Annotated in this window: 17 protein-coding genes; 6 read left to right on the plus strand and 11 right to left on the minus strand. The window is 59.9% G+C overall.

Annotated features, from left to right (window positions below; genetic code table 11):
* Positions 1-26: 26 nt before the first annotated feature.
* The 3 genes from ACXPVS_RS12685 to ACXPVS_RS12695 all read right to left on the minus strand — a co-directional run bounded on the left by ACXPVS_RS12685 (position 27) and on the right by ACXPVS_RS12695 (position 2,153).
* Positions 27-614: an HAD family hydrolase gene (locus ACXPVS_RS12685; protein WP_458510233.1), complete on the minus strand. Its 588-nt coding sequence runs from the start codon at positions 612-614 to the stop codon at positions 27-29.
* On the minus strand, positions 611-1,480 hold the full coding sequence (gene tesB / locus ACXPVS_RS12690; protein ID WP_458510234.1) for an acyl-CoA thioesterase II: 870 nt from the start codon (positions 1,478-1,480) through the stop codon (positions 611-613). The genes ACXPVS_RS12685 and tesB overlap by 4 nt, the downstream gene beginning before the upstream one ends.
* A 103-nt stretch (positions 1,481-1,583) precedes the next feature.
* Positions 1,584-2,153, minus strand: a complete 570-nt coding sequence (locus ACXPVS_RS12695; protein WP_458510303.1) for a GNAT family N-acetyltransferase — start codon at positions 2,151-2,153, stop codon at positions 1,584-1,586.
* Positions 2,154-2,238: 85 nt separating this feature from the next.
* Here ACXPVS_RS12695 and ACXPVS_RS12700 point away from each other — a divergent pair, with 85 nt between their 5' ends.
* The gene (locus ACXPVS_RS12700; protein WP_458510235.1) at positions 2,239-3,159 is read left to right on the plus strand and encodes a histone deacetylase family protein; all 921 of its coding nucleotides are present in this window, start codon (positions 2,239-2,241) and stop codon (positions 3,157-3,159) included.
* 187 nt (positions 3,160-3,346) lie between these two features.
* Positions 3,347-4,588, plus strand: a complete 1,242-nt coding sequence (locus ACXPVS_RS12705) for a TIGR03862 family flavoprotein (RefSeq protein ID WP_458510236.1) — start codon at positions 3,347-3,349, stop codon at positions 4,586-4,588.
* Between the two features lie 71 nt (positions 4,589-4,659).
* Here the strand turns inward: ACXPVS_RS12705 and ACXPVS_RS12710 are convergent, their stop codons facing one another.
* The 4 genes from ACXPVS_RS12710 to ACXPVS_RS12725 all read right to left on the minus strand — a co-directional run bounded on the left by ACXPVS_RS12710 (position 4,660) and on the right by ACXPVS_RS12725 (position 8,325).
* The gene (locus ACXPVS_RS12710) at positions 4,660-5,994 is read right to left on the minus strand and encodes a DEAD/DEAH box helicase (RefSeq protein ID WP_458510237.1); all 1,335 of its coding nucleotides are present in this window, start codon (positions 5,992-5,994) and stop codon (positions 4,660-4,662) included.
* Positions 5,995-6,046: 52 nt separating this feature from the next.
* Positions 6,047-6,973, minus strand: a complete 927-nt coding sequence (gene yedA / locus ACXPVS_RS12715) for a drug/metabolite exporter YedA (RefSeq protein ID WP_458510238.1) — start codon at positions 6,971-6,973, stop codon at positions 6,047-6,049.
* 238 nt (positions 6,974-7,211) lie between these two features.
* Positions 7,212-7,823, minus strand: a complete 612-nt coding sequence (locus tag ACXPVS_RS12720; RefSeq protein WP_458510239.1) for a 3'-5' exonuclease — start codon at positions 7,821-7,823, stop codon at positions 7,212-7,214.
* 22 nt (positions 7,824-7,845) lie between these two features.
* Entirely contained in the window at positions 7,846-8,325 is a 480-nt protein-coding gene (locus ACXPVS_RS12725) for a LabA-like NYN domain-containing protein (protein ID WP_010467410.1), read from the minus strand.
* 316 nt (positions 8,326-8,641) lie between these two features.
* On the opposite strand from ACXPVS_RS12725, the gene ACXPVS_RS12730 reads away from it, so the two are divergent.
* Both ACXPVS_RS12730 and ACXPVS_RS12735 read left to right on the plus strand, forming a co-directional pair.
* On the plus strand, positions 8,642-9,316 hold the full coding sequence (locus ACXPVS_RS12730) for a YciC family protein (protein WP_458510240.1): 675 nt from the start codon (positions 8,642-8,644) through the stop codon (positions 9,314-9,316).
* A gap of 75 nt (positions 9,317-9,391) precedes the next feature.
* A complete protein-coding gene (locus ACXPVS_RS12735; protein ID WP_458510241.1) occupies positions 9,392-10,471 on the plus strand; it encodes an endonuclease/exonuclease/phosphatase family protein in 1,080 nt (359 codons plus the stop codon).
* Between the two features lie 122 nt (positions 10,472-10,593).
* Here the strand turns inward: ACXPVS_RS12735 and hrpB are convergent, their stop codons facing one another.
* The 3 genes from hrpB to ACXPVS_RS12750 form a co-directional block, all read right to left on the minus strand.
* Positions 10,594-13,113, minus strand: a complete 2,520-nt coding sequence (gene hrpB / locus ACXPVS_RS12740; protein ID WP_458510242.1) for an ATP-dependent helicase HrpB — start codon at positions 13,111-13,113, stop codon at positions 10,594-10,596.
* A 70-nt stretch (positions 13,114-13,183) separates the two neighbouring features.
* A complete protein-coding gene (locus ACXPVS_RS12745; RefSeq protein ID WP_458510243.1) occupies positions 13,184-13,936 on the minus strand; it encodes a hypothetical protein in 753 nt (250 codons plus the stop codon).
* Complete coding sequence (locus ACXPVS_RS12750) at positions 13,930-14,931, minus strand: hypothetical protein (RefSeq protein WP_458510244.1); 1,002 nt, start codon at positions 14,929-14,931, stop codon at positions 13,930-13,932. Before ACXPVS_RS12750 ends, ACXPVS_RS12745 begins: the two co-directional genes overlap by 7 nt.
* 277 nt (positions 14,932-15,208) lie before the next feature.
* Here ACXPVS_RS12750 and ACXPVS_RS12755 point away from each other — a divergent pair, with 277 nt between their 5' ends.
* Both ACXPVS_RS12755 and ACXPVS_RS12760 read left to right on the plus strand, forming a co-directional pair.
* Complete coding sequence (locus ACXPVS_RS12755; RefSeq protein ID WP_095130721.1) at positions 15,209-15,628, plus strand: polyribonucleotide nucleotidyltransferase; 420 nt, start codon at positions 15,209-15,211, stop codon at positions 15,626-15,628.
* A 29-nt stretch (positions 15,629-15,657) separates the two neighbouring features.
* Positions 15,658-16,563 (plus strand): cation diffusion facilitator family transporter, encoded by a 906-nt coding sequence (locus ACXPVS_RS12760; RefSeq protein WP_458510245.1) that lies wholly within the window; start codon positions 15,658-15,660, stop codon positions 16,561-16,563.
* On the opposite strand, the gene ACXPVS_RS12765 is transcribed toward ACXPVS_RS12760, so the two are convergent.
* Positions 16,548-17,471, minus strand: coding sequence for a DUF6515 family protein (locus tag ACXPVS_RS12765; protein WP_458510246.1), 924 nt, complete (start codon positions 17,469-17,471; stop codon positions 16,548-16,550). The two genes, ACXPVS_RS12760 and ACXPVS_RS12765, sit on opposite strands and share 16 nt — an antisense overlap.
* Positions 17,472-17,651 lie beyond the last annotated feature (180 nt).

Consider the following 17,651-nt stretch of genomic DNA (forward strand, 5'->3'; position numbering starts at 1 on the left):
GTCGTGACTGATCTGACGCCTCAAGCCTAAAGCATCTGCCGCAACGCCACGCAATCGGCGGCATGCCAATCCGTCAATTGCGGCCAGGGATTATCCGGCAGGTTCACCAACACCGTCCGCGCCCCTGCCGCCCGGCCGCAATCCAGATCAAAGCGGTAGTCACCGACCATCACCATCTCACTGGCCGGGACATTCCAGGCCTGGGCCAACTTCAGCAAACCACCGGGATGCGGTTTTGGCGGTGCTTCATCACGGCCTAGCACATCGTCCACCGCAAAGCAGTCGGCCAGGCCAATTGCCTCCAGCGTGACGTACGCCAGTTCACGAGCATTGCGCGTGAGAATGCCCAGGCGATAACCGCGCCCGGCCAGCTCACGCACCAGTTCTACCGCGCCCGGTGCCGCTTTCGAACCGAGCGCCAGGTCCCGTTCGTGTTCCAGCAACCATGCATGTTTGACGGCGGCTTCATCGGCCGGCAGCGTGGCGAGGTGGGTCAGGATGTCGTCTTCGGCAGGAATCGCCAACGCCACGCGGATTGCCGCGAAGTCATGCACGGCCACCGTCAGAGTGCCATCCATGTCGAACACCCAGTGCCGCACCTCGGCCAGGCTCATGCCCAATCCTTGCGGTGACGAATCAGGCCTTCCTGCGTGACCGACGCCACCAGTTGCCCGGCGCGGTTGAACACACTGCCGCGGGAGAAACCACGCGAGTTGCCCGCCCAAGGGCTGTCCATCGCATACAGCAACCAATCATCGGCACGTAGATCCTGATGGAACCACAGCGCGTGATCGAGGCTGGCGACCTGCATGTCTTTCTGCCAGACCGATTTGCCATGGGGCTGCATCGACGTGGTCAACAAACCGAAATCCGAGGCGTAGGCCAGCAAGTATTTATGCAGCGCCGGGGAGTCGGCCAAGGCACCGTCGGCGCGAAACCAGACGTATTTGATCGGATCGGACGGTTGCGGGTTGTAGGGATCTTTCTCGGTGATCGGGCGGAACTCGATCGGTTTCGGGCACAGCAGTTTTTCGCGCATGTGCTCGGGGATCAGGTGCGCACGCTGCTGAGCAAGCTCCAGCTCCGACGGCAGGTTTTCCGGGCCGACCACGGTTGGCATCTCGGACTGATGCTGGAAGCCTTCTTCGTCGTACTGGAACGACGCACTGCACGTGAAAATCGGGTTGCCCTTCTGGATCGCCGTCACCCGTCGCGTGCTGAAACTGCCACCGTCGCGCACTCGATCAACCTGATACACCACAGGCAACGCGGAATCGCCGGGGCGCAGGAAATAACCGTGCATCGAATGCACATGGCGCGCTTCTTCGACCGTCTGACTGGCCGCCGACAGGGACTGACCGATCACCTGTCCGCCGAACAGCTGACGAAAACCCAGGTCCTGGCTGCGGCCACGGAACAGGTTTTCTTCGATCGGTTCCAGGGTCAGCAGGTCAACCAGATCATCCAACATTTGGCTCATTCAGACGCTCCTCACACAACGCATGCCGCGCAGTCTTGGCTGCGACGGTCGATTCAATTTCTGGCCAGGGCCCATGGGAGCCATTGTAAACGTCCGTGCCGGCTTATCCATGCAAGGTTTGCAGCCATTGTTCACGGGTGATGCGGTACAGCGCATGGTGACGCAGGGGATGATCGGTCGCGAGCATCGGGTGGTCGAAATCATCGGCTGAATCATGGTGCATGCCGATTGCCTGCATGACTTTCTGCGACGGCGTATTGGTTTCGGTGGTGAAGGACACGACTTCTTTGCGCCCCAACCGGTCAAACCCGCAGCGCAGAGCGGTCCACGCCGCTTCACTGGCGTAGCCAAGGCCCCAGTGCTCGCGGGCCAGGCGCCAGCCGATTTCGGTGGCGGGGGTAAAACGCGCGTCGAAACCGACCACCGCAAGCCCGGTAAAACCGATAAATGCCCCGGTGTCCTTACGCTCCAGCGCCCAGAAACCGAAGCCATGCTCGGCAAAATGGCCACGAATTCGTCCGATCAGCGAAGCACTTTCCAGACGACTTAAAGGCGCCGGAAAATATCGCATCACCTGTGAATCGGCGCACATCGCCGCAAACTCCGGCAAATCCTCATCGCGCCACTGCCGCAACAGCAATCGCGCGCTCTCGAGTTCCAGTATCGGTTCCATCATCTCCCCCCATTCCATGTCGCAAGTCTACAACGCTGGTAGGATCCGTCCTTCATTCCGACAGGCTTTCTTAGATAAACCCGCCATGCCCCTGCCCCTGATCTACCACGAAGACTACAGTCCCGAGTTCCCGGCGGATCACCGCTTTCCCATGGACAAGTTTCGCCTGCTGCGCGATCACCTGGTGGACAGCGGACTGACCCGGGACGCTGACCTGATGCGCCCCGACCTCTGCCCGCCAGAGATTCTCGCGCTCGCTCATGACCCTGCGTATATCGAACGTTACATGGGCGGCGAGTTGTCCCGCGAAGATCAGCGGCGTCTCGGCCTGCCGTGGAGCGAAGCGCTGGCCCGGCGCACCGTGCGGGCGGTTGGCGGTTCACTGCTGGCGGCCGAGCAGGCGCTGAAGCATGGTTTGGCCTGTCACTTGGCCGGCGGCACCCATCACGCGCATTACGACCACCCTGCCGGGTTCTGCATCTTCAATGACCTGGCGGTGATCAGCCATTTCCTGCTGGAAAGCGGCCGTGTGAATCGGGTGCTGATCTTCGACTGCGATGTGCATCAGGGCGACGGGACTGCACGGATTCTGCACAACACCCCGGAAGCGGTGACCGTTTCCCTGCACTGCGAGAAGAACTTTCCTGCACGCAAAGCCGAAAGTGACTGGGACATTCCACTGCCCAAAGGCATGGGCGATGCCGATTACCTGAAGGTGGTGGACGATGCGCTCAATTATTTGCTGCCGCTCTACCAACCTGACCTGGTGTTGTACGACGCCGGCGTCGATGTGCATAAAGATGACGCGCTCGGCTACCTGAAGCTGACAGACGAAGGCGTCTCCGCCAGGGATGAAAGTGTTATGCGCCATTGCCTGGGCCGGGATATCCCGGTGGTCGGGGTCATCGGCGGCGGCTACAGCAAGGACCGCAAGGCGTTGGCGCGCCGTCATGGAATCCTGCATCACAGTGCACAACGGGTCTGGCAGTCATCAGGCTGTCATTGAGGTGTGGGTCTTTACCCACAATGCCTGTGGAACTGCCTGTGGATAACCTGAGTGAAAGGTCCTACAGGCCAAGCTGGGTATAGCCTGCCAATAGGTGGTTGTTTTTTGATCAGTCACTTCAGCAACGTTCACAATGATTCGTGCTGGTAGAATGCGCGGCTTATCCCGCCACGCCGCAGCTCTCGCCATGACCCAGCTCTCGCCCGCCGCCCCTTCTCACGTTGCCATCATCGGCGGCGGCCCCGCCGGTTTGATGGCGGCTGAAGTGCTGAGCCAGTCCGGGATCAAGGTCGACCTGTACGACGGCATGCCTTCAGTGGGACGAAAATTCCTGCTGGCCGGCGTGGGTGGCATGAACATCACCCATTCCGAAGCCTACCCGTCATTTCTCTCACGCTACGCCGAACGCGCGCCGCAGATTGCGCCCCTACTGCGTGGCTTCGGCGCCGATGCGCTGTGCCAATGGATTCATGACCTGGGTATCGAAACCTTTGTCGGCAGCTCCGGGCGAGTCTTTCCTACAGACATGAAAGCCGCCCCTCTATTGCGTGCCTGGCTCAAACGGCTGCGAGACAGCGGCGTTGTTATCCACACCCGTCACCGCTGGCTCGGCTGGGACCACAGCGGTGGATTGCGCATCGACAGCCCCGGGGGCGAAGAAACCGTCAAACCTGACGCAACCTTGCTGGCCCTCGGCGGCGGCAGCTGGTCGCGGCTCGGCTCGGACGGCGCCTGGATGCGGCCACTGGAACAATACGGCGTAGGACTTGCGCCGCTGCAACCGAGTAATTGCGGCTTCGAGGTGCAAGCCTGGAGCGAGTTGATGGTCAGTAAATTCGCCGGCGCACCGCTGAAAAACATCGCCATTGGCCTCAATGACGACGTGCCGCGGCTCGGGGAATGTGTGATCACGGTAACCGGGATTGAAGGCAGTTTGATCTACGCCTTGTCGGCGCCGATCCGCGAAGCCATCAATCAGCACGCCTCGGCAACCCTTCACCTGGACCTATTGCCGGGCAAGCCTGTGGATAAAGTTCAAGCGGCGCTGAGCAAGCCACGCGGTTCACGCTCCATGGCTAAACATCTGCACAGCCAGCTCGGGATCGACGGTGTGAAAGCGGCGTTGCTGCGTGAACTCACGCCGGCCGAAAGCTTCGCTGATCCGGCGCTGCTGGCCAAAGCGATCAAGGCGCTTCCACTGACACTGGTGAAACCCCGCCCACTGGACGAGGCCATCAGCAGCGCCGGAGGCGTGATGTTCGAGTCGATGGATGAACGTTTGATGCTCAAGCAACTGCCTGGCGTGTTCTGTGCGGGGGAAATGCTGGATTGGGAAGCGCCGACGGGTGGCTATCTGCTGACCGCGTGTTTCGCCAGTGGGCGAGCGGCGGGATTGGGGATGGTGGAGTGGTTGAAGCGCAAGGGCTGAGGACCGAGGCTCGCCCCCACAGGGGAACGAGCCTGCTCGCGAGAAGGCGGCCTAACAGACGCCGCGTGTATTCAAGGCTTCTTCTTACGCGGCCCGGTATTAAACACCGGCACTTTTCGCACAGGTTTGATCGAAGGCTCCGGCGCCGAAGCATCCCCACTCTCGACCCATTTACCCAGGTTGCGTTTACCGCCACTGGAGGTCTTTGGCTTCTTCGGTTTTTTCGGCTTTTTGACGACCTGACCGCTGGCATCGGTATCCGGCACCCGGTGCTCAGGCTCGAAGTCATGCTCCATCTGGCGAGGCAATGCCTGACGGGTCAACGTCTCGATGGCCGACAGCAGATTCACTTCATCGGCGCAGACCAGCGAAATAGCCTGCCCGGTTGCACCCGCGCGACCAGTACGACCGATCCGGTGGATGTAGTCCTCAGCCACGATCGGCAGGTCGAAGTTGACCACCAATGGCAAATCTTCGATATCCAGACCACGGGCCGCGACATCGGTGGCTACCAGTATCTGTACTTCACTGGCCTTGAAACGGTCCAGCGCACGCTGACGGGTCGCCTGCGGTTTGTCGCCGTGGATGCCGTCGGCATTGATGCCCAGGCCCTGAAGTTTCTCCACCAGAGCGTCCACGCCGTTGCGGGTCTTGGCAAACACCAGCACCTGCTTCCACTTGCCCTTGCGCAGCAAGTGGATGAACAGTTCCGGTTTGCGTTTTTTGTCCACCACCACAACCCATTGCTTGACGGTGCTGGCGGCAACGTTGCGCGGGCTGACTTCGATGCTCAGTGGGTCGTTGAGCATTTGTCCGGCCAGCAAGCGGATCGCGTCGGAGAACGTCGCGGAGAACAGCAACGTCTGACGTTGCTTGGGCAGCACGCGGTAGATATTCCCCAGTTCCTCGGAGAAACCCAGATCAAGCATGCGGTCGGCTTCGTCCAGAATCAGGGTTTGCAGCTGATTGAACTTGAGGGCCTTCTGGCGATACAGGTCGAGCAAACGACCTGGCGTCGCCACCAGCACGTCAACACCCTTGCGCAGCTTCATCATTTGCGGATTGATGCTGACGCCGCCGTACACCGCGTAAGTGCTCAATGGCAGGTTCTCGGCGTACTGCCGCACGGCTTCGTGAACCTGTTCGGCCAATTCGCGGGTCGGCACCAGGATCAGTGCACGCACCGAGTTAGACGCCACTTTCGGCCCTTCCATGGCCAGCAATTGCAGGAGCGGCAGCGCGAAGCCGGCGGTCTTGCCAGTCCCGGTCTGGGCGGCGGCCATCAGGTCGCGACCGGCCAGCACCGCCGGAATGGCTTGCGCCTGAACCGGCGTCGGGGTCTGGTAGCCGAGCGTCTCGAGAGAGCGCAGCAAGGGTTCGATCAGGCCAAGGGTGGCGAAAGTCATGGGATTACCGTAGGAAAATTCAGCGCGGGTGTGCAATGGCGCGCAGTTTACCCTAATTCACACGGGATTCTGTCGGCACAACAACGGCGGGCCGTTCAGGCGCACGGCGCCACTGCGGCAATCCGATCAGCACCACGGCGCTGATGATCACCAGCATCGCCAGCGCTTCTTCGATCCCGATGGTCTCGCCGACAAACACGATGCCCAGCAACACCGCCACCGCCGGGTTGACGTAGGCATAACTGGTGGCCGCCGCCGGACGCACATGTTTCAACAGGTACATGTAGGCGTTGAAAGCGATGATCGAGCCGAAGAAGGTCAGGTAGGCCAGGGCCGCCCAGCCTTCGATCGGAGGCATGGCTTCCAGATGCTCACCACTCAGTGCACTGCCGATCAACAGGACCACGCCGCCTACCAGCATTTCCACAGCGCTGGCCATCGGGCCCTGGGGCAAGGGTAAGTGTTTGCTCCAGACTGAACCGAAGGCCCAGGAAGCTGCCGCGAATATCAGCAACACGGCCCCCAGCGGGCTCGATTGCAGGTTGGAGCCGAGGTTGAGCATGCCAATGCCGACTAGCCCGAGCACAATCCCGGCCCATTCGAGACGGGTATTACGTGCGCCCCAGAAATACCCGCAGAGCAAGGTAAACAGCGGCACCGTCGCCACCGCCAACGCCGCCACACCCGAGGCGACACCCATGTGTTCGGCCACGCTCACCGCGCCGTTACCAAAGCTGAGCAGCAAAATCCCGATGATCCCGGCGGCTTTCCACTGCGCCCAGGTCGGCGTCGGCGCCCCGCGCCAACGCAGGAATGCGTACATCAACGACCCGGCGATCACGAAGCGAATGCCGGCGAGCAGCAACGGCGGCCAGTACGCCACGCCGATGCGAATCACCAGATAAGTCGAGCCCCAAATCACGTACAAGGCGAAAAAGGCAGCAATCAACGGTAAGGGAAAACGACGTAAGCCAGGCATGGGACAGCTCTTAGGCAAGACAAGTGAACAGCTATTCTAGAAAGGCCAGCAGCTTAAAATAAGTTACAAAACCTGTTTATAGCGCCGATACACTTTTCAAAACACGGAGTTCATCGCGATAAACCGAGACATCGATTGTGCTGTCGAGCGTGATAGAGCAGCGCGAATACCATCCTGACTTAAGGCTGCAGGGTTCCCCTGCACCATAGAATCTCCCACAGGGGATTGTCGTATGCAGTCAGAACCCGCGATGCCGCTTCAAATGCTCATTGATCTTCGCCGCCGGCACTTTCTGCAAGCTCACCAGCAGATCATGCGACAGCTCCCGCAACCCATGCTTCTGCCGCAGCTCCTGGGCCAAATGTGCCGTCAGATTGGCCGCCATCTCGGCATCGGCCATGGCCCGGTGAGCTTTACCGGTGTGGGGCAGGTTGGCGAACGTGGTGAGGGTGCCGAGTTTGTGGTTTGGCGCGGCGGGCATCAAACGGCGGGCAAGTAGCAGCGAGCAGGCAAAGTTCTGCAAGCGTGTGCGTTTGATCCGCCCCAGCTCAAAGTCCCAGAACTTCTGGTCGAACGCGGCATTGTGGGCCAGCAGCGGTGTGATACCGACGAATTCATTGACTTCGTTCATCACCTGCTCCGCCGAGGGCGCGGTACGCAGCATGGCATTGCTGATGCCGGTGAGTTGTTCAATGAAGGCCGGGACGCGCACGCCGGCATTCATCAGGCTTTGGTAGCGCTCGACGATGCGTCCCTGTTCAAGGATCACCACGGCAATTTCCGTGGCCCGGCAGCTGCTGCTCGGAGAAATCCCGGTGGTTTCAAAGTCGATGACTGCTATGCGTTTCAAACCTGTTTCAACTCCGTAAAAATCAGTTTTTGAGCAGCAACGCGCCTTCGATCGGCACGTAACGACTGGCAGCGCGGATCAGCGAGTTGGCCGTCAGGCCCGGCACGCCGTAGGCCACGGCTTGCACACCGTGCTTGGTGATGATGCGCTCCAGCAGCATGTCGAAATCACCGTCACCGGAAGCCAGCACCACTTCGTCGACATGATCGGCGGCGTCCATGATGTCGAGGGTGATGCCTACGTCCCAGTCACCTTTGGCCGAACCATCGCTGCGCTGGATGTAAGGCTTGAGCTTCACAATGAAGCCGAGGTTACGCAGGATCTGCTGGAACTGCTGTTGTTTGCTGTCGCCGCGATCGATGGCGTAGGCATAGGCCTCGACGATCTCGCCCTGTTTGCTGATATCAGCCCACAGCGCGGCATAGTTGAAATGGCAACCATAGGCCTGACGCACGGTGTAATAGAGGTTCTGGACATCGGCGAACACTGCGATTTTTTTCACCGTTCATCCTCGTTGGCGCGCCGGAGCGCGGGCAGGATCAGGCATCAAGCCCGAAAAGTTGCCCAGTATGCCAGCCTGAAGGATTGTTCCGCGAATAATCGGCCCGAAGCGCCGCAGCACTGCGGACGAATGGTGTATCAGACGAAGAAATCGTCGTCGGTGCCAAAGAACGATGCGCTGCCATCGCTCCAGCCGTTATCGCCGTTCTGATCATTTGCAGAATGTTTCAATGGTCTTTTCCGAACGTTTACCTTTGCGCCTCAAAGCGCTTCATCGGTTAAAGTGGGCCACTGCTTTCAACCTGCGATACCGACTGATGAATTCGTTCGATGTACTGCGTGACGCTCTGTATTTCTCCAAGCGCAATCTGGGCCAGATCGTGCGGCTGTGCCTGCCGCTGGTGATCTTCGAGGCGCTGTTGCAATTAGTGGTCGATCACTCCACCGAGCCGGACGGCTTTCCCGGTATCAGCGTGATGGTCGGCTTGCTGGTGTATCCGCTGTACACCGCTGCACTGATCCTGTTTCTCGATGCGCGCAGCCGTGGCGAATCACCCAGCAACCGCGAGCTGCTGTCGAGGTCGGCCTACCTGTGGCCCCGCTTCGCCCTGCTCACCGCGCTCAATACCTTGCTGATCCTGATCGGCCTGTCGCTGTATTTCCTGCCGGGCATCTGGCTGATGGTGACGCTGGCGTTTGGCGAGTACCTGCTGGTGCTGCGTGGCTTCGCACCGCTGGCGGCAATGAAGGAAAGCCTGCGCCTGACCCGCAGCCATTTCCTGCGCATTCTGGTGTGTATTCTCTGTGTAATGGGCCCGTTGTGGGTGCTCAAAGGCGCGACCCTTGCGGTCTATCCCGAACCGCAGAACCCGGTAATTTCCCTGCTGATCGACAGCGCTCACAGTTTCCTGCAACTGTTTGTCAGCGTGGTGCTGTTCCGCTTGTTCATGCTGATCAACGAGGAGCCCGAGAAAAATGACGGGGCTCTCTGACCGCTCTACCCGTGGGCTTAAGCCCGTCTGTCGGTTATGCTCGGGCTCAACTTTTGTAACGCTATAAGCCGAGCCATGACCCGTCTACTGCGCTACACCCTGCTAGGCCTGTTGATCGTGACCGGCCTGATTGCCTTGCTGATCTACAACCTGACCTGGCGCCCCGAAGCCAAGGAAGCCTTATCGGTCAGTTGCAACGCCCAGGCACCGACACTGGTGCCCGGTCAGGCGCTGAAAGTGATGACCTGGAACGTCCAGTACCTGGCGGGAAAACGCTATGTGTTCTGGAATGACCTGGCGGCTGGCAATGACGAAAAACCCACGCCCGAAGACATGGCTTTCAGCCTCGACGAAGTGGCGCGAGTGATCCGCGACGAGCAACCGGACGTTGTGCTGCTGCAAGAGCTCGATGAAGGCGCCAAGGCCAGCGATTACCAAAACCAGCTCAAGCTGCTTCAGGAGCGACTCGCGGACCTGTATCCCTGCACCGCTCACGCCTTCGACTGGAAAGCCGACTTCGTGCCTGAACCGCACATCTTTGGCAGCGTCGGCCGACAACTGGCTACCCTCAGCCGCTACCAGATCGAACATGCCGAACGCCTGCAATTACCGGTCGTGCCGGCTAACATCATCACCCGCCAGTTCAAACCGAAAAATGCCTTGTTGATCACGTACCTGCCGTTGAGCGACGGCGGTCAGATTGCGGTGCTCAATACCCATCTGGACCGCATGATTCCGCCAGACGAAACGCTGCAATCTCAGGTGACGGCCACGGTCAAAATCCTCGACAAGTTCGAAAGCCGCGGCACGCCGTGGTTGATCGGTGGCAACTTCAACCTGTTGCCGCTGGGGCAATATCGACGCCTGCCCGACGAGCAACGCACCCCCTACTCCGCCGACAGCGCGCTGCATGTGCTGTGGGACAAATACCCGATGATCCCGACCAACAACGAAGCCAGCGGCATCGACCGGGCGCGGTGGCTGACCCACTACCCGAATGACCCGGGCTTGAACGGCCCGGACCGGACTGTCGACTACCTGTTCTACAGTCCGCGAATCAAACGGGTCGAGGCGACAGTGAGGCAGGACGACACCTTGCGGATCTCCGATCACTTGCCGGTGATCGCCCGCTTCCTCTTGCCGGCAGCGCCTTAGGGCTGAATCAATGTTCCGCCTCCAGATCGTCGTGCAATAGCCCGAAGATCTTGCGTTTCATGTCGATGAACCGACTATTGCCGCGAGCAATTCACCGCGACGGCCGGCCCCCGATCATAGCGTCAGCTTTTACGCGGTTTGATACGCGCGGTTGCCTCGGCCACCAGCGGATCATCCGGCCAATAGTGCTTCGGATACCGACCCTTCAGATCTTTTTTCACCTCGGCATACGTGCTGCGCCAGAAGTTCGCCAGGTCCTGAGTCACCTGCACCGGCCGCCGCGCCGGCGACAGCAGATGCAGTTTGACCACCTGCCGGCCCCCGGCAATGCGCGGGGTCTCGGCCAGGCCGAACAACTCCTGCAACCGCACCGCCAGAATCGGCGGCTGTTCGCTGTAATCCAGGCGAATCGACGAACCGGACGGCACGCTCAAATGATGTGGCGCCAGCTCATCGAGCCGTTGCGGCAGCGGCCATGGCAGCAAGTTATGGACAATGCTCGACAGGTCCAGATTGGCGAAGTGACTGAGCCGCGAGACTTTGCCCAGATATGGCATCAGCCAATGTTCGAGGCTTTTGAGCAGGGCGGCGTCGCTAACGTCCGGCCATTCACTCTGCTCTTTATTGCTGAGGTCCAACTGTCGCAGCAACGCCACGCGCGCTTGCCACTGACGCAGCTCTGGCGTCCAGGCCAGCAGCTCCAGACCTTTGCGTCGCACCAGATTCACCAACGCCTGACTGCGGGCGGTCTCATCGAGTCCGGTCAACGGCTCGCGGCTGAGGATCAACTCACCGACCTTACGCTGGCGCTCGGCGCGCAACATGCCTTCGCGCTCATCCCAATCCAGTTGATCGACGCAGCGCACCTGTTCGGCCAACACCGAATCGAACAGCACCGGGTCGAAGTCCGCCGCCAGATAAATGCGCTCCTCACGCTGGCCCTGACGACTGCCAAGGTCGGCGATCACCAGCCACGGTTGCTTCATCAAACTGTCAGCTTCGGCAAACAGCGCTGCGCGACCGTTGGCCAAGCGATATTCCGCGCCTCCCGCACGACGTTGCTGGGCAACTCGATCGGGGTAGGCCAACGCCAACAGTGCACCGAGCCAACGCGGATGATCCGGATCGCCGACCGGTTCCGACGCTTTACCCCGCAGGTAACCGCGATACTGCCGCGCCAGTTGCCGGGCTCGCTGTACGCCACCCTGTGCGCCGCGTGCGGCGCGCTCTTCGCCGGACAACAGCACCAATCGACTGTGCACATCAGCCCCCGCACCACGCAAGATATCTCGCTCACCGAGCAAGGCCGCAACATCGCAAGCCATGTCGGCCAAGCCGAGCGCCTGACCGCGCAACAGCAAATGCGCGATGCGCGGATGGGCCGGCAGTTCGGCCATGGCCTGACCGTGGCGGGTCAACGCTTCGCCGTCCAATGCGCCCAGGCGTTCAAGCAAGTCCTGAGCCTGTGCATAAGCGGCGGCGGGTGGCACGTCGAGCCACACCAATTGCCCCGGTGTTACGCCCCAGCGGCCGAGTTGCAACGCCAATCCGGCAAGGTCCGCCGAAAGAATTTCCGCACTGGCATACGCCGCCAGTTGTTCATGCTGATCCTGCGACCACAACCGATAACACACGCCCGGTTCCAACCGCCCCGCCCGACCGGCACGTTGTGTGGCGCTGGCGCGGGAGATGCGTTGAGTGTCGAGGCGGGTCATGCCGCTGCCCGGGTCGAAACGCGGCACCCGCGCCAACCCGGCATCGATCACCACGCGCACGCCGTCGATGGTCAGGCTGGTCTCGGCGATGTTGGTCGCCAGCACCACTTTGCGTTTGCCGGCGGGGGCCGGATCAATCGCGGCGCGTTGCGCCGCCAGGTCCAGTTCACCGTGCAACGGGCAGAGCAGAACCTGTGTACTCTCGCCCAGCGCATCGGCGAGTTGCTGATAAACCCGACGAATTTCCGCCTGCCCCGGCAGGAACACCAACACGCTGCCGGCTTCATCGTTCAAGGCTTCGAGGATGATTTGCACCACGCGCGGCTCGATGAATTCGCCCGGCTGGAACGGTCGACCCCAGCGCATCGCCACCGGGTACATGCGGCCTTCGCTGCGCAAGATCGGCGCGTCATCGAGCAATCCGGCCAGGCGTTCACCTTCCAGCGTTGCCGACATCAACAGGATTTTCAGCGGTTGATCGTCACGAAACAATTCGCGGCCATTCAGGCTCAGGGCCAGCGCCAGATCGGCATCGAGACTGCGCTCATGGAATTCGTCGAAAATCAGCAGGCCAACGCCTTCGAGCGCCGGGTCGTCTTGCAAGCGTCGAGTCAGAACCCCCTCGGTGACCACTTCGATGCGGGTGTTGGGGCCGACTTTGCTGTCGAGACGAATGCGATAGCCGACGGTTTCGCCGACCTTCTCGCCCAGCTCACTGGCCAGTCGCTCCGCTGCCGCGCGCGCGGCCAATCGCCGCGGTTCGAGCATTAGAATGGTCTGCCCGGCCAACCAGGGCTCGTTGAGCAAGGCCAGTGGCACGCGGGTGGTTTTACCGGCACCGGGCGGTGCTTCGAGCACCGCTTCGTGGCGTGTCGCCAAGGCGTCACGCAGCGCGGGTAAAACTTCATCAATCGGCAAAGAAATCATGCTGGCTCCCAGACAAGCCGGGAAGTATAACGGCGAAGCACCTGACCCAATGCAGCCAGGTGCTCAGAAACTAGATTTTGAATGCGGTCCGTATGCGCCCCGCCACTTCAGCCATGGTAACGCCTCGCAGCCCGATGGTTTTCATGTCGACTTCCAGCACGGGCATGACGTCCAGAAATTGCCGTAGATCCTGCGCGATGCTTTCTGGCAGATCAAATGCGGGGGTCACTGAAAGAAGGCGAGACAGAACAACAATGTCCTTCAAGTGCTTACTGCTCTTGCGGCCAGCGTTCGATTCTTTGCACTCCGGGCGGCTGAGGTTAGCCCAAGCCTGTGCTTTAAGCGGGATCAGTCGATCGACGCCAATAAAGGAAAGATCCGCAGTGTCGTTGCGACCCGTAACGATGAACGCGTAGTAAGCCTCATCGAGCAGAATTGCAGACAGATCGGAGATTTCTCCATCTACAGGCACAGGGGTCAGATGAGCACCGTCTGGCAACAACAAACCTTCAGGAGCCCTTGAGAATAACTCCAGAAGCACGGGGTAGCTGTCATCGGTGGGGTTACCGAATCTGTAGCGTCTTGTCGGCCCATCAAGTGCCTGGCGTTCTGTGTAACCTCCACGCCTTATGAACTCCCAGAATTCGGCACTGAACACGTCATCCAAAGCCTCAATGATAAGAACGATGTCCAGATCACGCGTCGCCCGGAACTCGATGCCTGCTTCTTCAAGGGTCAGGCTGGCTGCAACGCCGCCGATCAGCACATATCGATCCGCATGGCCGGCAAAGGCTCCGCGAAAGGTATCCAATCCTTTTACCATTCGATCTTCTCCATCATTTCATCAAGGCTAATCTGGACTCTGTCATCAAGGTCATCCCTTAGGCTGATGTAGAGAGACAAGGGGTCCACACTTTCCCTCGATACGGGAACACAGGTTCTGCCAAGAATGTGATCAGGAGAGTAACTCCAGATTTCGACTTCAAAGACCGGGTCATTGAATTGGCCAACCTCTCTGCAGCCCGACCGCTGGATCTCCGCGTCCCACCCTTCTTTGGTAAACGCGATAACGGGTGTCGACGGCTCCCCCAGCATGGACACTTTACTGAGCGCCGACAGTCCAGCAGTTCGCTGTACTTGAGGGTGCCGATCAGAATAAACCACCCGTTTCACCGGGTTCCGCATCACCGGCAGAGCTTTTTTCCAGATGAATTTAGGACCTGAAACAAAGCGCCAGCGAGGTGACTTTTCATTGGAGGCCGGCTCAATCAATCCGAATGATTGAAATTCTTTCATCGCCCTGGACATCGTCATTTTGGAGTACTGGCCCCCATCATCCAGATCTACACCTCGAAAGAAATAATCCTCATCCCATCCCCGAATGATGGCGGCGATAAGCAATGCCTGGGTTGCTGGGCTCATGGCATTTTTATCGGTTTGCCTGCTGCGATAAAACTCACGCAGATCCATTCCAAGCTGCGGAGCGAAGAATTGATTGCCAGGCACAACAAACTGAACCCCGGATTCGATGAGCCGTTTGCGCTCGTATGATTTGAGTGCGCCGGTTGCATAGAGGATCGGCTTATCCAGCATTGTTGCCAGAACGTCGATGTGTTTTCGGACCTTCGCGACATTTTCGAAGGGTTCGTGAGCCAGCAGTACGAGGCATTGGCGATCAAAGAGCGTCACGACGTCGAAGGCGTATTCGTCCAAAAGGTAAAAGGGCAAACCTTTAGTCTTCGCCCAGCGCCGGATCTCGGGCTTAATCCCAAAAATCGACTCGAAGTAATCTTGAATTTCTTGCCTGCTGGTTTTCACTTCAGCGTCCAGTAACACGTTTTACGCACAGTAACAGCAGCAATGTTACTGTGCAACAATCGTGTTACAGACCTCTAACTTCGCCGTGATATGAACACGCCTTAGTGGCGTGTCGCCAAGGCGTCACGCCGCGCGGGTAAAACTTCATCAATCGGCAAAGAAATCATGCTGGCTCCAAAACAGAGCGGCGAGTATAACGGCGAACTGCTCGGCGTTAATCACGGTCCTAATTCATATAGACGCCCCTTCGTTTTCCAGATGACTCAGGAGATTTCATATGCGTGTTCCCTTTCGCTTGATTGGCGGTGTATTGGTCGCGACGTTGCTGACCCAGGTGACCGCTTGCGGATCGATTTTCTACCCTGACCGTCGTGGCCAGATTGACGGCAAGATCGACCCGGCCATCGCCGCGCTCGATGCCGTGGGCCTGCTGTTCTACATCATCCCCGGCCTGATCGCGTTTGCCGTGGACTTCGCCACCGGCGCGATTTACTACGCACCCGGCGAGACCGCTCAGGTGGCCCCGGAAAAACTCAAGGAAGCCATCGGCGCCGACGGCAAGGTCGATAACCACAAGTTGCAGACTATTCTCGAAACCGAACTGGGCCGCAGCTTCCCGCTGGATGACCCCCGCCTGATCCAGCACAAGGGCAGCGCCCAGCAACTGGCCATGCTCGGCCTGCAACCCGCCGCGTAACCCGCACAGAAGAAGGAACGACAGCACCTATGATCGCAAGCTCCGAACACGCCCGCCTGCTGCGGCTGGCGACCCGTGCATCGGTGGCGGTGGCGTGTACGCTGATCGTCGCCAAAGCCATCGCGTGGTGGTTGAGCGGTTCCGTGAGCATGCTCGCCGGGCTGACTGACTCGACCCTCGACGGCGTCACCTCGCTGCTCAATTTGGTCGCGGTGCATTACGCCTTGCGCCCGGCCGACGATGATCACCGTTACGGCCATGGCAAGGCCGAGTCGCTGGCGGGCATGGCTCAGGCGTTGTTCATTGGTGGCAGTGCGGTGCTGATTGCCTTGCAGGCGATTGATCGACTGAAACACCCGGAACCGGTGGGGGCGCCGTGGATCAGTATCGGGGTGATTGTGTTCTCCCTGGTGCTGACCCTGGCCCTGCTGATGTTGCAACATCGGGTCGTCAAGGCGACCGGTTCCAACGCGGTACGTGCCGACTCCCTGCATTACCGCTCGGACATCCTGCTCAACGGCAGCATTCTGGTGGCGCTGGTGCTCGCCGGGTTTGGCTGGCATCAGGTCGACCCTTGGTTCGGACTGGGGATCGCTGCCTACATTCTATGGAGCGCGACTCAGATCGCCCGGGAAAGCTTTACGGTGCTGATGGATGAAGAACTGCCATCGGACGTCAGCCAGCACATGCTCGAATTGGCCTGCAGCGTACCGGGAGTATTGGGGGCGCACGACCTGCGTACGCGGATTTCCGGCAACCAGTGGTTCGTGCAGTTGCACCTGGAATTGCCGGGGGATTTGACCCTGTCAGTCGCTCACACCATCAGCGACCAAGCCGCCGATGCTATTCATGGTGCCTACCCGCGAGCCGAAGTGCTGGTGCACGCCGACCCGCGGGAAGTGGTACTGGCTGGCAGGGCTCAGAAAGAAACCTGATAACCGCGACTGCTCAGACAGTTGCCCTGGGCCTGTCGGTAGGCTTGCACCACCGACGGATCCGGCTGGTAGGTGGCCGTTCGAGGATCGAGGCCACTTTGCTGCACCGCGTATTGATAGCACTCGTAACCATCCTGGTTGACTTGCGCTGGCGACTGACCATTGGCCGGATACGCCACCACGTCATAACCATTGCTGACCGGTTGCGGCGGCTGTACGGGCGGCTCGACCACGACGTAATCCTGAGTGCTTTGCTGATAGACGTAATAAGCGCCGGCCGCCAGGAACAACAGTGCCCCCCCGATCCACACTTCGCGCGCGTAGTCGGGCAAGTAGCTGACGCGAATCCCGCGTGGTGGCTGAACCACCACGTAGCGCGGGCCTTGTGGGCGATACCAGTAGCCACCGGAGTAAAAGTAATCCTGTCCACGGTACGGCACACGGTAATCACGTTCGGGGAAGCGGTCGATCACATGACCGGGGCGATACTGCGGGCCTGTCCCCCAGCCGTTACCGTGCCCGTCCGGGCGACCGGCCCAGCGGTGGTCATCGGGACGCGGACCGTTGTTCTGCCAATGCGCGTTGTTATCGTTACGTCGCGGCACGTCCTGGTAGTAACCACGCTGTGGTTGCTGGGTCTGGCGCACAGTGTCTGGCCGACCCTGAATCGGCAGGTCATTGGCAGGTAACTGCGCAGGTGGTGGCGGTGATCGAACCGGATTGTTGTAGTCGTGCTGCGGCCGGGGCTGGTTATTGCCGCCATGGCCCTGATTGTTTCCCGGGTGGCCATCCGATCCGCGCGGCCCGCCATCGGGGCCACGGTTTTGCGGCTCATCGGCCAGCGATTGCACCGTGACACTTACACACAGCAAACCAACGCCGGCCAAACGCCAGATGCGCGACTTCATGCTTTTCCTCACTGCGGGTTAGGGCCTGTACGTAAGACTGGAAAAGAACAGGCCGGTTCTGCAACAGGTTATCAGTCGCGCCTCTTATTTATTGAGAGACACTGTCTAAAGGCATGAAAAATCGCGGACAAAAGAAAAGGGAGACCCGTCGGCCTCCCTTTGAGAACTTCGTCCGTGCTC

The organism is Pseudomonas sp. Ma2-10 (assembly GCF_054330215.1).

Bases quoted from the DNA above. Each gene is read 5' to 3' on its own strand.
- ACXPVS_RS12765 (WP_458510246.1), bottom strand. From the start codon at position 17,471: ATGAAGTCGCGCATCTGGCGTTTGGCCGGCGTTGGTTTGCTGTGTGTA.
- ACXPVS_RS12745 (WP_458510243.1), bottom strand. From the start codon at position 13,936: ATGGTAAAAGGATTGGATACCTTTCGCGGAGCCTTTGCCGGCCATGCG.
- ACXPVS_RS12760 (WP_458510245.1), top strand. From the start codon at position 15,658: ATGATCGCAAGCTCCGAACACGCCCGCCTGCTGCGGCTGGCGACCCGT.
- hrpB (WP_458510242.1), bottom strand. From the start codon at position 13,113: ATGATTTCTTTGCCGATTGATGAAGTTTTACCCGCGCTGCGTGACGCC.
- ACXPVS_RS12705 (WP_458510236.1), top strand. From the start codon at position 3,347: ATGACCCAGCTCTCGCCCGCCGCCCCTTCTCACGTTGCCATCATCGGC.
- ACXPVS_RS12710 (WP_458510237.1), bottom strand. From the start codon at position 5,994: ATGACTTTCGCCACCCTTGGCCTGATCGAACCCTTGCTGCGCTCTCTC.
- ACXPVS_RS12685 (WP_458510233.1), bottom strand. From the start codon at position 614: ATGAGCCTGGCCGAGGTGCGGCACTGGGTGTTCGACATGGATGGCACT.
- ACXPVS_RS12755 (WP_095130721.1), top strand. From the start codon at position 15,209: ATGCGTGTTCCCTTTCGCTTGATTGGCGGTGTATTGGTCGCGACGTTG.
- ACXPVS_RS12730 (WP_458510240.1), top strand. From the start codon at position 8,642: ATGAATTCGTTCGATGTACTGCGTGACGCTCTGTATTTCTCCAAGCGC.
- ACXPVS_RS12735 (WP_458510241.1), top strand. From the start codon at position 9,392: ATGACCCGTCTACTGCGCTACACCCTGCTAGGCCTGTTGATCGTGACC.
- yedA (WP_458510238.1), bottom strand. From the start codon at position 6,973: ATGCCTGGCTTACGTCGTTTTCCCTTACCGTTGATTGCTGCCTTTTTC.
- ACXPVS_RS12695 (WP_458510303.1), bottom strand. From the start codon at position 2,153: ATGGAACCGATACTGGAACTCGAGAGCGCGCGATTGCTGTTGCGGCAG.
- ACXPVS_RS12700 (WP_458510235.1), top strand. From the start codon at position 2,239: ATGCCCCTGCCCCTGATCTACCACGAAGACTACAGTCCCGAGTTCCCG.
- tesB (WP_458510234.1), bottom strand. From the start codon at position 1,480: ATGAGCCAAATGTTGGATGATCTGGTTGACCTGCTGACCCTGGAACCG.